The sequence below is a fragment of the Vibrio sp. 14N.309.X.WAT.E.F5 genome (assembly GCF_030397615.1).
Lineage (GTDB): Bacteria > Pseudomonadota > Gammaproteobacteria > Enterobacterales > Vibrionaceae > Vibrio > Vibrio lentus.
Map to the genome: position 1 here is coordinate 51663 of NZ_JAPNXR010000007.1, position 13429 is coordinate 65091.

The window sequence follows — 13429 nt, forward strand, 5'->3', positions numbered from 1 at the left end:
TTTGTTATTTGTTCATGATATAAGTCTATATTCAAAACCAGTAATTGATAATTAACCAAATTGGAATTTGATTAAGTCCCAACAGGAAATAATATGGATTGGATTCTTAACGTAAAAAGCTACGTAAGAGTGGTAGAAGAAGGCAGCTTCAATGGAGCCGCACGTAAACTGAATACCACCAGCTCAGCAATCAGCAAAAGAGTAAACTGGCTGGAAGAACGCATTGGCACTCAACTTTTAAAGCGCACGACTCGCTCGATTAGCCAAACCGAAGCAGGCGCACTCTTTTACCTACGAGCCAAAGATCAGCTCGATAATTGGCAGTCGATTATTGACGAGACTCGCTCAGTAAACCAAACACCCGCTGGCTTGCTAAAGATAGGTGCGACCATTGCCGTTGGCTCTAAGTTTCTAGTGCAATATATGGACGACTTCTTGGAGAAATACCCAGATATCAAAGTACAGCTCATCACCACCACTTCAGGACAATTACCTGAACTTGGATTGGATTTGGTGATCAGTCGAGAACTGGAACAGCTAAACTCTTTGAGCTTCAAGAAAACCCCCTTGTTTGAGCACAAAGCCGGTTTCTATGCCGCACCGAGTTATCTCGCCAAACATGGTTACCCCACCTGTGAGCAAGACTTAGAGCAGCACAATTCTCTAATCTGGGGAGAGCGCCCGACTCGAGAAGTGACACTCACCAAAGGGCAACGAATCACGTTGAATGGAAACTTCGCGACTACCAACCCTGAAGCATTATTTCATGCGGCGAAGCGAGGAATGGGCGTGCTTTTAACCATCAAAGCAATGATCAAAGAAGATCTAAAACAAGGGACATTAGTTCCAGTCTTGCCAAATATAACGGCCGACGAAGTGATGGTTTACGCGTACTACCCTAAGCTTGACTACTCACATACACGAACAAAGCTATTTTTGGATCACCTGAAAGACAGGCTAGACAGAGAACGTAGCACTCAGATTTTGTGAAATAAGTCACAACTGAGTTTGAAAAAATACACAACACGACCAATAATAAACTAGACGCATATTAATTGTGTGTGCCGTTTTTATGCATACAAGACTATACACTTAAAAACTATGCTTATAAAAATCATACACATACAGCTCACACACTGATTCTGGTTAGCTACGGATGGTGACTATGACTCAACATACGCACAGCAGCATGATAGATACAGAGCGCATTGGCCGTTTACTGAAATTGGAAGGTATCGACCTTTTAGAGTCGGCCGTGCTTACTTTGCATCAAACATTTGGCACTCAATACACCAGCATCATTGAGAAAAAATACTTTCCAGACCAAATGGTACCTTTGGTGATTGCGCAATCTGACCACGTACTGCATGACAAGATCAATCCACGTCATGGTCACATCTACCAACAAGCCGTTAATCAAAGTCACCCTGATTGTTCTTTCGCTCAATACATTGTTAAATCTTTGCCAACGTCAGCATTCAGGCAAGAAATCACCTCTCAAAACTCGATCGCGATTCCCACTCGAACTCAGAGTGGCGAAGTCATGGGTGTGCTATTTTCGACCTTCACATCACCTCTTAGCCCAGACCAACAACAAGAAGTGATCAAACACCATCAACTTTTCGCGGACATCGTCATTCATACCTTACGTGAAATGTGGTTCAACGACCGATCTGAGCAGTTGGTCAATCAACTCAGTTATGAAGTTTCACACGATAGTCTTACTGGGTTGCTCAACCGCAGTTGTTTGTCGGATACGTTAGAGTCCATTACTCAACAGAATGTCACCCCTTTTACTGTGGCTCTGTTGGATATAAACAGCTTCAAAGCCATTAACGACATGCACGGTAATTACATTGGTGACAAGGTATTGCAGCATGTCGCTGAAACCCTACGCAGAACATTACCAGAGAACAACTTAACCTTTCGAACAGCAGGTAACGAGTTCGCTTTCATTACTTATCACAACGACCCAATCGGTATCTGCGAACAGATAGTAACCAAAATAAAACAAGGCTACTGCAGCGTTGATTTGAAGATTGATTTTGATGTCAGTATTGGTATCGCTCGCTCAGATGGAAACAATAAAGATGTAGAACAGATCATCTTTAATACCAGTTTGGCTTTAAAAGAATGTAAGCAGCACACTGATACACACATCCAATGCTACGACACCCATTTAAGAGCTCGCTACCAAAGAAAAACCGAGCTAATAGCGGCTTTACGCAGTGAGCTTGAAGGCTCAATATCAAGTAAAACGGTATCTAATGGTAATCAAGCCAATGCCCCTGCATCTGAAGGCAATGGAATGTATGTGGTGGTTCAACCGATCGTAGGCAAAGACGATACGCGTTGGGAATATTTTGAGGTGCTCACTCGTTGGAAAACAACTCAACACGGAGACATATCTCCAGTAGAGTTTATACAAGTCGCGGAAGGATCTGGCCTTATCGTCGAGTTAGGCGAACGTATTATCGAACTCGTTTGCCGAGCAAAAATCACACTTGAGCAAGGCTTAGGCTATAAAATCAAACTGGGTATCAACTGTTCCGCTCACGAGCTTAGTGACTCTAAGCGCTACCTTACTTATCTCACTCGAACGATCAAACAGTACAACTTTGAAGCGAATGAGTTTGTTATCGAGTTGACCGAAACCGTATTGCTTTCACCAACACCTGAAGTCAAAGACGCTCTTAACTATCTTCGAGAGCAAGGCTTCACCATTGCTTTAGATGACTTTGGTACTGGCTACTCAAGTCTAAACTACATCCACAGCTACCCTATCGATTGTATTAAAATCGATGCTGTCTTTATCCAGAACCTGTTAACCAACTCCACATCAGAAAGCGTCGTTTGGTTGATCATTCAATTGGCACAAAGACTGGGTGTCTCACTCGTCGCGGAAGGTGTCGAAGAACGTGAGCAGTTAGATAAACTCCACTCAATGGGGTGCGACAGTATCCAAGGCTACCTCTATTCTTGTCCACTTCGCCCAGAAACCATCGTCAGCAATATAAATGCGCTGAGCGTATGACAGCAAAAGTCTTCAGGTCTATAAGACTCTGATCTTTTAGCTTTTAGCTTTTGACTTTTGACTTTTGACTTTTGACTTTTGACTTTTGAGAGAGTGTAGCTTAAGCAACAAAAAAGCCGCGAGGGCAGAATTGAACACTTAGGTATTCAAATCAGCACTCGCGGCTGTTCAATGTTTAGATATATAAGCGACCAAGCTATTCGCTTATTCACCTATTAGAGCCATCAGCGATATCCGACTCGCTATCACTAGCTGTTGTTAGATTGCTCTTCCAACGCTTTCTTAAGCAGCTTGTCGGCTTCATCTCTCGATGCTACGAATGTCGCTTTTTCCTTTTTCGGCACAGAGTCGGCCATCGGAATGTTCGCTGTCATCGCGTTAACAGGACGACCACGTTCGATCAGTTCGTAGTGTAAATGCGCACCCGTCACTCGGCCAGTTTTACCCGATAAGCCAATACGTTGACCACGAGACACCGTTTGCCCTTTACGAACAAGGATCTTACTCAAATGCAGGTAGCGCGTTTTGTAAGTGCTGCCGTGCTGAATCACCACGTAGTTGCCCGCGTAAGGGTGTTTACGGGTCATGATCACTTTACCATCACCGGTAGCTTGAACTGGCGTACCAATTGGCGTCGCGAAGTCTGTACCGTTATGTGGTGAGACTCGGCCTGTCACAGGGTGTAAGCGCTTTGGATTAAACTGAGAACTCTGACGCCATCCACTGCTCACAGGGTAACGTTGGAAAGCACGTTGTAAGCTATCGCCATTGGCATCGTAATATTGCCCATCAGTGTGTAAGTACGCAGAAACAACACGATTACGATTCATGATCTTAATCGCTTCGATTTCACGCTTTCCGGTTGCGACACCATCAACAAATTGTGCTTTCTGAAGCACTTCAAACTGATCGCCAGCACGCAGGTCGCGGCTAAAGTTCAGCTTATCTTTAAGAAGCGTCACAATATGGTCAATCTCAAGACTATTCAGGCCAACCTTGTTCGCCGACATAGAGAAACTGCCGTGAATATCACCCACTAAAGGCTTTTGTTTCCATTCACCAGGAATAGAAATGTCTTCAAATTCATAGCTGCCATCTTCAAGTCGTCGGTAAACCGCTTTATCCGCAACACTAAATTGAATTTCCATTTTGGAAAGGCTGCCCGTCGCCTCATCACGCCAAAAACGTAATGTGTTACCAGGACGAAGTGTGTCTAGGGCAAGGAAGTTTAAATCGGTTTCCATCACGCTCATCATCGATTTATAAGAAAATCCAAGTTGAGTGAAGATGCTACTCAAGTTATCGCCCGTCTGAATTTGATACTCAAACGTCGGCGGTTCGATAATCGCGACAGAAGAAGGTGATAGGATTGACTCAATAACGGTTGAGTCGGGTAAATCAAGATCGATCGTTTTCGTCAGATCCGATTCTGAAGATTGCAAAGCAATACCAAACGCTGCAATAAGTGGCAGTCCTAAAATAGCTACTTTTTTTACAGGTGAAAGCTCAGCAAACGGAGAGGAAAATATTTTTGAATACACGGTAAACAGGTCTTTCTACGATATAAAGGCATAGGATATGCTTTTCAAACGCATAAATCATCATTGCATTGTCATAATATGATGTGAATCTGCCCAATCTAGACTAAGTCATTGAGTTACCGTAAGTGGAAACCCGCTTCACGATTAATAATATTAACCGCCAAATAAAAAAATAAAAAAGCAGAAACGGCTAGTTTCTGCTTTCTATTGGTTCACGCTACTTCATCTCGATTAAGCGTTAACCGTCGATACCAAGCAATTGTCTTCACCAAACTCATTCGGGATATAACGATCAGCATTCGCATCGTTCACCCATTGTTGGTCATCTACTAGATAGCGGAATTGAAACTCGCCATCTTTAGGCAGGCGAGTTTTAAACTTGTAAACCTTCCCTTTGGCCAGTTTTTTCATTGGGGTGGCTTTCCAATCAAGAAAGTCAGCAACGATGGATACAGAGTTCGCTTCTTGAGCTTCTAGCTCGAAGGTCACTTCAACTTCATCTTTCGTCTTAAAAAAACGTTTATTAATCATTCGCAAGCTCCATTTGTAAAAATAGGCAGACACCAAGCATAAGGAGTGTCTAAATTTCATTCATCTAATTAAGATAATATGTAATTTAGCTCACATAAACAACAGATCCTTGCATTAACGAAAACGTTATTGCTTACCAATTGATTGCGTATCAAAAGAAAAGCTCATTAACACCTTTTCAGAAGGGGATTCTGCAAATGATTGTTCCGCAGAATGCTGAGTAAAGCCGATAAAACCTTCCCCTGTTTGTTTGCTAGCGGATTGTAAATCTTGCTGCTGAGCGACCTCTAAAGTCTGAATTTGCACTCTATCGCCTAGAAAAAGCTGGTCGACTAGCACGACACGGCTTCGCTGCTGGTCATGTTTAAACAAGCCAAGATAATAGAACACGCCACTGCCTTGGTTAGATACCCACATCGGTGCGACAAAGAAACTCGCCTTGCCCAACGTGACGGCTGAAAGGTTGTTGGTGTCTACCGTTACTACACCACGCTCAACACCCGAGTCATAGCGTCCAAAGGCTATAGCTCTAGGTTCATCGACTTCATTAATAAAAGCGTACGCGTTGGTTTCGGGTACTTTAATTGTCCATGGGTTGGTCGTCTTCAAATCAAAAACGGTTTCAACAACAGGATCATAACTGACTTGAGAAGAAGGAAACTTCGCCAAGATCTCTTCGTCACTTAAGCTAAAACGATAAATACCCGCCAGTATCACCACAACCAGCATGACAATTGGAATCAATAAAATCAGAGGTATAGGTAAGATTTTCTTTTTCATGAGCAATTATATTCTTTTGTTTTCATCCAGTTGTGCAGACCATAAAGGGCTTTAGTATAATTATCAATACAGGGTTAACCAGAAGTGGAGCATGGATGGATATCAATCATATTAAAGATAGAAATATCAGAAGTTGCGAATGCCGCTGTGGAGCAGTCAACCTAGTATGCAGAGGCGAGCCTCAACGAACCTCTGTATGCCATTGCTATGAATGTCAGAAACGCACCGGAAGTGTGTTTGGTGTTCAGGCTCGATTCCCAATAGAACAAGTCACATTAAACGGAGAAGTCACCTCTTTCTCACGCATCAGTGATAAAGGCAGTGAAGTGACCTATCAGTTTTGTCCTAAGTGTGGCACCACCATGCTCTTACAATCTGTTGCTGCTGCCGATTTTTATATCGTCCCGCTCGGATTATTTAAAGAGCAAGACTTTCCGCTACCGAGCTTTTCAGTCTACGAAGAACGCAAACACGGCTGGGTCAAATTTGACCATCAAATGAGTCACTACAACTAGTCTGTTACTGAGCTTTATCTCGATAAAGCAACTGCATTAGAACAAACTGCAATACTGTTGCCTAAGATCAAATATCAACGCACCACAGCGCTAGCGTATCTTTTCGCTAGCGTTATAATCTGCTCCTCTTTTTAACCCAGGGTGAACCACATGATTTCTAAGCTACCTCGCTGGGTTGAATACGGCGCTTTGCTGCTAGCAGGCCTTGCTGGCAGCGTTAATGCGATTGGCTTACTCGGCTTCCAACACCAAGCCATCTCCCACATATCCGGCACTATGTCTTTATTGGGCAGTAGCCTACTAACCCCCACTAGTGCTTCAATACACCTGTTATTTGTCATCATGAGTTTTATGTTGGGTGCTGCTTTCAGTGGATTCTTTATTGAAAACCAAGCTCTGAAATTGGGTCGTCGATACGGTGTTGCTCTGTGTATTGAGGGTGGATTGCTATTTTTGGCGCTTTGGGCACTACTGGAAGGTTTTACTTCAGGGCAATACTTCGCGTCAGCCGCATGTGGCTTGCAAAATGCGATGATTACCACTTACAGCGGTGCGATTATTCGTACCACACACATGAGTGGCATCATTACCGATCTTGGGATCATGATTGGCGCTCGCCTCAAAGGCACACAGTTTGACCGTCGAAAAGCAAAACTACTCATGTTCATTGTGGTTGGCTTTTTGTTTGGGGGCTTAACCGGAGCTTGCCTGTTTCAACGTTTTGAGATTAACGCATTGGCTTTTCCGGCTTCATTTGCGTTCATTATTGCGTTTAGCTACTGGCTATATCTAACCTATCGGACTGAAACCCCAATCAATTTATAAATATCTGGCAATATATTCTCAATATACGTAACATCCGCAACACTTTATTCTAAACTCTTAATGAGTTGCAGAATAACCAGTGTGAATAGTTAGCGATATTTGATGAATAGTATTGCAAGCACTATCAATACTGGGTAATCTTGCAGCCAGTGAGAAAATACGGATGTTTAGAGAATAAAAACGCCAAGGATATGGCTTTTTTACATGTAGAAATACGAGAACAATTAACATGTCTAACAACACGAATACTGCTCAACCAGAGAAATCTAAAGGCAGTTTCTGGGTTTTCTTAATCCCATCTCTGATTGGTTTGTTCCTTTTCATGGCTCCAATCAGCTACCAAGGTGATCTAACGATCCCTGTCGCTATTCTAGCGAAATCAATTCAAGCGGTTTTTGGTGAATACTTAGTTTCTATTATCACTGCAATCGTTGCTTTCATGTCTGTAGCTTCCGTTTTAAGCACCATTTTCAAACCTACATTCATTACATCAAGCTCTTTCTTAAACGGTCTTTTCAACCCATCTCCACTTTGGTTGTTGGTTCGTCTTATCGGCGGTGCTGCTGCATTCATGGCTTTCTTCCAAGTAGGCCCTGAGTTTATCTGGGAAGAAAACACTGGTGGTCTCGTACTAGAAGGCCTACTTCCAACACTGTTCTCAGTATTTATCTTTGCAGGTTTACTACTGCCACTGCTGCTTAACTTTGGTCTGCTAGAACTATTCGGCACTTTGCTAAGTAAAGTGATGCGCCCAATCTTCAACCTGCCAGGTCGTAGTGCTATCGACTGTATGGCTTCTTGGTTAGGTGATGGCAGCGTTGGTATCCTTCTTACAAGTAAACAGTACGAGAAGAAGTTCTACACTCAGCGTGAAGCTGCGGTTGTTGGTACCACTTTCTCAGCAGTATCTATTACGTTCAGTCTTGTCGTTATTGCTCAAGTAGAACTGGAGCACCTATTCCTGCCTTTCTACGCAGCAATCTGTCTAGCGGGTATTGTGGCTGCGGTAATCATCCCTCGCCTTCCGCCACTAAGCATGAAGAAAGACACCTTCATTGATGGCAGCAAGCCTCACAAAGACGCTGACGCGATCCCAGCGGGTCACTCAACGTTCTCTTGGGGTCTTGAGCTAGCAGTAAACAAAGCATCACAAGTTAAGTCTGCTAAGTCAGTATTTGCTGAAGGCATCCGTAACGCCGTGGATATGGTATTTGGCGTACTGCCTGTGGTGATGGGCCTTGGTACGATGGCACTGGTTATTGCGGAATACACATCAGTATTCTCATTCCTAGGTCAACCTTTCATTCCATTCCTAGAGCTACTTGGTGTTCCTGAAGCGGTTGCAGCATCTGAAACCATCGTGGTTGGTTTTGCAGACATGTTTATCCCGGCAATCCTTGCAGCTTCTATCGACAACGAGATGACTCGCTTTGTTATTGCAGCAATGTCGGTAACTCAGCTGATCTACATGTCTGAAGTAGGCGCTCTGCTTCTAGGCAGTAAGATTCCAGTGAACATCTTAGAACTGTTTATTATCTTTATTCTGCGTACGTTAATTACACTTCCGGTTATCGCTGGTGTAGCACATCTAATATTCTAAATTAGACCCTACTGATATAGCGTAATTAAGAACTATTTTATAAAGCCTCACTTTTGTGGGGCTTTTTATTGCCAGTCAATACATTCCCTACCCGCTTAAAATACATTCACCCACCCACCAGAAATACAGCCAATATATAAAATTGGCATATCATTTAATTTCATATCTGTTTACCTTCCTTCTCGTCTGAGAATAGAAAACAACACACATAAACGCTAAATTAATACATTCTTAATGCCCTTACACTCCGATTAAACCAATTCTTCAACTCATTGAACCAAATAACAAAAGTAACAAATATGTAAATAAGTGAATTTTGCATTGTGTGGGTTGTTGTATTTTTGTAGTCTATTTTGTGAAATTAAACTCAAGTAAATTTCAATCTAGTCGATATATATAATTACAAAAATACGATTAACTTTAGTCTTCGCAAAGTCTGTGAGAAGGGGAAAACTCAATGAAATTTAGCCATAAGGTGGTTGCTGCATCATCAGCCTTGCTGCTAGTGACAGTATCATTGCTTTCAATACAACAACTTTACACTGTAAGAAGTGCTGTAGAAAACCACGTCAATGCAAGCCTGAAAGAAATGGTCTCTGGCGTTAAAAATACCGTCGAATCAGAGATGAACGCCAAGAAAGCGTTGGCTCAATCGACGACTGAAGTCATCGAGATCAACCCTGAAGATCGTACTTACGTAAAAGAAATATTAGAAAAGCCAAAGCTTAAAAGCAGCTTCCTAGCGGTTGGCTTTGGTTACGAAGCAAACGGTTTCGTTATTGAAAATGATGACGGTTGGGAAGCTGGTCCAGATTACGACCCTCGAATTCGCCCTTGGTACATTGATGCTAAATCCAAAAACAGTTTAGTTGTTACCGCTCCTTATGTGGATGCATCAAGCAAGAAAGTCATCATATCAGTGGGCACTCCCGTTAAAGACAACGGCCGCTTCACGGCAGGTATGTTCTACGACCTAGAATTGACTAACCTTGCGACATTGGTAAACCAAGTGAACTTGTTCGATGCTGGCTACCTATTCTTAGTCACTGCCGACGGCACAACGATTGCTCACCCGAATGCGAAAAACAATGGCGAAATGCTTTCAAGCTACATGCCACAAGCAAGCATTCGTGAAGGCTCTCAAGAAATTGAAGTCGACGGCAAGATGTTCCTAGTGAACTTCACTCACATCCCAAGTGAAGATTGGTACATAGGTGCAATCCTTGATGAAGAGATCGCTTACCAAACCGTTGAAGATTTGAAAAACAGCTCAATGATCTACTCGTTGATTGCGGTTATTCTCAGCATCATTGCACTGACTGTTTTGATTCGTGTGTTAATGCGTCCACTTGATGTGCTTAACCAAGCAATTCAAGATGTGGCGAGCGGTCAAGGTGACTTAACTAAGCGTCTAGATACCAACACAGACCAAGAGTTCTCTGACCTAGCAAAAGGTTTCAATACCTTTACTGAAAATCTGCAAAATCAGATCATTCAATCAAAAGCGATTGGTGTTGAGATTAAGCGTGGTACTGAAATCACGGTTAAAGGCGCAGGCGAATCAGCAAACGCGATGAACACGCAACTGCAGGAACTAGAGCAGTTAGCAACCGCAATGAACGAAATGGCGGTCACGGCAACTGAAGTCGCGAATAACGCTCAAGGCGCAGCAGCAGCAGCCCGTGAAGCTGACGAAGCAACGCTAGACGGCACATCTGTCGTCAGTGACACCACTCAAGCGATTGATAACCTTTCAGCTCGTATCGACCAAGCGGTTGCAGAAGTACAAGTACTGGAATCAGCAACAGCCAATATCGAAACGATTCTAAAAGTAATCAACGATATTGCAGACCAAACTAACCTACTCGCATTGAACGCAGCGATTGAAGCAGCACGTGCTGGTGAATCTGGTCGTGGCTTCGCAGTCGTTGCCGATGAAGTTCGAACTCTGGCACAACGTACTCAAGAATCGACCACTGAAATCCGCAACATGATCGAGCAACTCCAAGCGGGTGCAAGCTCAGTATCGAACGCGATGAACCAAAGTAAAGACACAGCCACTGACGCCGTTGAACGCGCTCAACAAGCAAACTCTTCACTTGACCGCATCCGTGACGCGATTCAGCGTATCTCTGATATGAATATTCAAATTGCTTCAGCAGCAGAAGAGCAGAGCTTAGTAGCGGAAGAGATCAACAACAACACAGTTAAGATCAAAGACCTTTCAACACAAGTATCCAACGCAGCTCAAGAAGCAAACACGGCAATGCAGGTACAAACTGACAATGTTCGTGCACAGGATGAACTATTGAACAAGTTCACGGTTTAACAGAAGTTTGTGTTAATCAGCGCTTAGCTTAACCAACACATAGCTTAACTAACGTTCAGCCAAGAACCTAAAAAACAAAAGACCCGTTTACTAGATGCTAGTAAACGGGTCTTTCTTTTTCGACTTCTCTTTCTAACCTATCAGACTTAACTCATCACAGGTTCGAACTCATTGGTCGTCAGCATCATGCATTGATTAGATTCAACCTGAATGGTTAGCGTCTTATCGACACAATCAAACACTGCACCAGACAATAAATCCGTTACTGTACCAGTCCAAGTCAGTGATGCCGTTTTACTTCGCTTCGACTTGTTGATCACCACAATGCCTTTGTCGCCACGGACAAACACCAGCAAATCATCATTTGCCTCAACCACACGCATCGCTTCGCCATGAACATGGTTATGAAACTGAATCATGTTTTTCATGTAAGGCGCTTGCCAATCGTTAAGCCAACGAGCCTGACCGTTCTGATCCAGAATACCGCTGGTACTTAGTTCACTGTAAACAAGCGGCACACCGCCATCTCGACCAAGAATGAAAGCGTGAGCTAATCGCTCGTCAACTTCACCCATTACGTGATCCAAAAATACTTCATTATTTGGAATATCATGAGTGACGGCAAAAGTGATTGCTCGCATATTCGATAACGCCTGACCAAAACAGTAAGGGTTGATCAGAGATTTAAAGCTGCCCTGCTCTTCAAAGGATTTGAAGATAGTATTGAACAGAGGGAAATCATAAGCGCCTAAGCGAGTGTGTTTGAGGTAAGGCTCAAGGAACAACTCATACTCTTCTTTGGTCGCACCACCATCAGTAATGATCTCGCCAAAGATATGCATTTCTTCGCAAATATCATCAGTCCACACCTTGCGTAGATGTGACAGTGTCATGTGTTTCGCTGCGTCTATGCGAAACCCTTTCACGCCAATCTCTTTTAAGGCTTTTAGGTAAGCTCTCTGCTGCGCGACCACATTGTCGTTGTCTAACAGCGTTGGCAAACCAGGGTCACTAACTCCACCAGTAATACGTCCGTTCTGTACTTCCCAAGTGTCTTTCCAGTTTTTGATACCAAACGCTTCAACAAAGTCGTTTTCATCAAATAAAGGCTTAGAGAGATCGCCAAACAAACGTATGGATTCGTAATAGTCAGCATCTTCTTGATAAGACGCCATGTCTTGCTGATTTGGATACGTTAAATCGCCACGGATACCCGACTCATTGGCCATGTGGTTAAATACGACGTCCACATAGGTACGAAGGCCGTGTTGCTTTAACGTGTTCACCATCGCAGTGAAATCTTGCGTGTCACCCAGCTGATTATCAATCACACGATAATCTTGTGGTTGATAGCGCTGCCACCATTGGGTGCCAGAATCACGGTCGCAGCCTTTAGGTCCGCGTAACGACTTCATCGCCGGTGATACTAAAACAGATTTATAACCCAACTCTTGGATCAGTGGGGCGTTCTTCATTACGTCAGCGTAGCACCAGTCAAAAGCATGCAATATGACATCTGTCGCTGGGTTGCTTAACATAGCTGAACTCTCCATATTGTTCTCCTACCAAACTCGTTTACAGCTTTCTAGATAAAGACAAAGGCTAAAAGGCAAAGCTGCATAAATTTCCTTAAGAATGGTATTTATTATATGAGTTACTCATTAAAAACCCTCCTCCTCCCACCGATTAGTCACGGCGGATAGTTGAGGGCGTAGCAGAAATTATCGCATAACGTCTGGGATGAACACTCAGCCATTGTGCTTTTAAATGCGCCAAAAGGTCACAAAAAAGGAGCGTATATACGCTCCTTTTATTCAATCTAACACATATTAATTACTAAGTTCTGTAAAGAACCTTAACTACGTGCCAGCCAAATTTTGTTTTTACAAGATGTGGTACAAGCGTCTCGCCAGAAAAACAAACCTTATCAAACTGAGGCACCATTTGGCCTTTTTTGAATTCGCCAAGGTCGCCGCCTTTTTTGCCCGATGGACACGTTGAATGCTTCTTCGCTAGCGTTTGAAATTTAGCGCCCTTTTTAAGCTGCGTGATGATGTCTTCTGCTAGTTCTTTATGCTTCACCAAAATATGAAGCGCTGCTGCTGTTCTTGCCATGATAATTCTCAGTTTGTTGCTGTCTACTTGCCGACTTACATTCATCGACAGCGAGTATTTAGCGTGATTTTAACCCAAGAACCGCCATTCTTCACTCTATAACCGAAAACAACTGCCTTAAAGCCCTTTAAAAACCGCATAGTGACTTGCTGCGGCTTC

Annotated in this window: 11 protein-coding genes; 6 read left to right on the forward strand and 5 right to left on the reverse strand. The window is 43.2% G+C overall.

The annotated features are described in order from the left end of the window. Window positions 1–93: 93 nt before the first annotated feature. On the forward strand, window positions 94–990 hold the full coding sequence (locus tag OW495_RS09995; RefSeq protein WP_065104543.1) for a LysR family transcriptional regulator: 897 nt from the start codon (window positions 94–96) through the stop codon (window positions 988–990). Window positions 991–1165: 175 nt separating this feature from the next. Next, window positions 1166–3034, forward strand: a complete 1869-nt coding sequence (locus OW495_RS10000) for a GGDEF domain-containing phosphodiesterase (RefSeq protein WP_289886280.1) — start codon at window positions 1166–1168, stop codon at window positions 3032–3034. A 248-nt stretch (window positions 3035–3282) separates the two neighbouring features. On the opposite strand, the gene OW495_RS10005 is transcribed toward OW495_RS10000, so the two are convergent. The 3 genes from OW495_RS10005 to OW495_RS10015 form a co-directional block, all read right to left on the reverse strand. After that, window positions 3283–4575, reverse strand: a complete 1293-nt coding sequence (locus OW495_RS10005) for a peptidoglycan DD-metalloendopeptidase family protein (protein WP_289886282.1) — start codon at window positions 4573–4575, stop codon at window positions 3283–3285. A gap of 231 nt (window positions 4576–4806) precedes the next feature. After that, on the reverse strand, window positions 4807–5106 hold the full coding sequence (locus OW495_RS10010; protein ID WP_009845720.1) for an isoamylase early set domain-containing protein: 300 nt from the start codon (window positions 5104–5106) through the stop codon (window positions 4807–4809). 126 nt (window positions 5107–5232) lie between these two features. Further along, window positions 5233–5886 carry a hypothetical protein gene (locus OW495_RS10015; protein ID WP_065207010.1) on the reverse strand — a complete coding sequence of 218 codons (654 nt, stop codon included), beginning with the start codon at window positions 5884–5886 and terminating at the stop codon, window positions 5233–5235. Between the two features lie 32 nt (window positions 5887–5918). Between OW495_RS10015 and OW495_RS10020 the strand changes: the two genes are divergently transcribed. From OW495_RS10020 to OW495_RS10035, 4 genes are all read left to right on the forward strand, one after another. After that, window positions 5919–6401: a GFA family protein gene (locus tag OW495_RS10020; RefSeq protein ID WP_017087345.1), complete on the forward strand. Its 483-nt coding sequence runs from the start codon at window positions 5919–5921 to the stop codon at window positions 6399–6401. Between the two features lie 150 nt (window positions 6402–6551). Next, the gene (locus tag OW495_RS10025; RefSeq protein ID WP_289886288.1) at window positions 6552–7226 is read left to right on the forward strand and encodes a YoaK family protein; all 675 of its coding nucleotides are present in this window, start codon (window positions 6552–6554) and stop codon (window positions 7224–7226) included. Window positions 7227–7455: 229 nt separating this feature from the next. Next, the gene (locus tag OW495_RS10030) at window positions 7456–8826 is read left to right on the forward strand and encodes a YjiH family protein (RefSeq protein ID WP_065104539.1); all 1371 of its coding nucleotides are present in this window, start codon (window positions 7456–7458) and stop codon (window positions 8824–8826) included. A gap of 457 nt (window positions 8827–9283) precedes the next feature. Continuing rightward, window positions 9284–11155 (forward strand): methyl-accepting chemotaxis protein, encoded by a 1872-nt coding sequence (locus OW495_RS10035; RefSeq protein WP_004731849.1) that lies wholly within the window; start codon window positions 9284–9286, stop codon window positions 11153–11155. A gap of 146 nt (window positions 11156–11301) precedes the next feature. Here the strand turns inward: OW495_RS10035 and OW495_RS10040 are convergent, their stop codons facing one another. Beyond that, on the reverse strand, window positions 11302–12708 hold the full coding sequence (locus tag OW495_RS10040) for an alpha-amylase family glycosyl hydrolase (protein ID WP_289886291.1): 1407 nt from the start codon (window positions 12706–12708) through the stop codon (window positions 11302–11304). 283 nt (window positions 12709–12991) lie between these two features. Continuing rightward, window positions 12992–13315 carry a peptidylprolyl isomerase PpiC gene (ppiC, locus tag OW495_RS10045; protein WP_102351479.1) on the reverse strand — a complete coding sequence of 108 codons (324 nt, stop codon included), beginning with the start codon at window positions 13313–13315 and terminating at the stop codon, window positions 12992–12994. Window positions 13316–13429 lie beyond the last annotated feature (114 nt).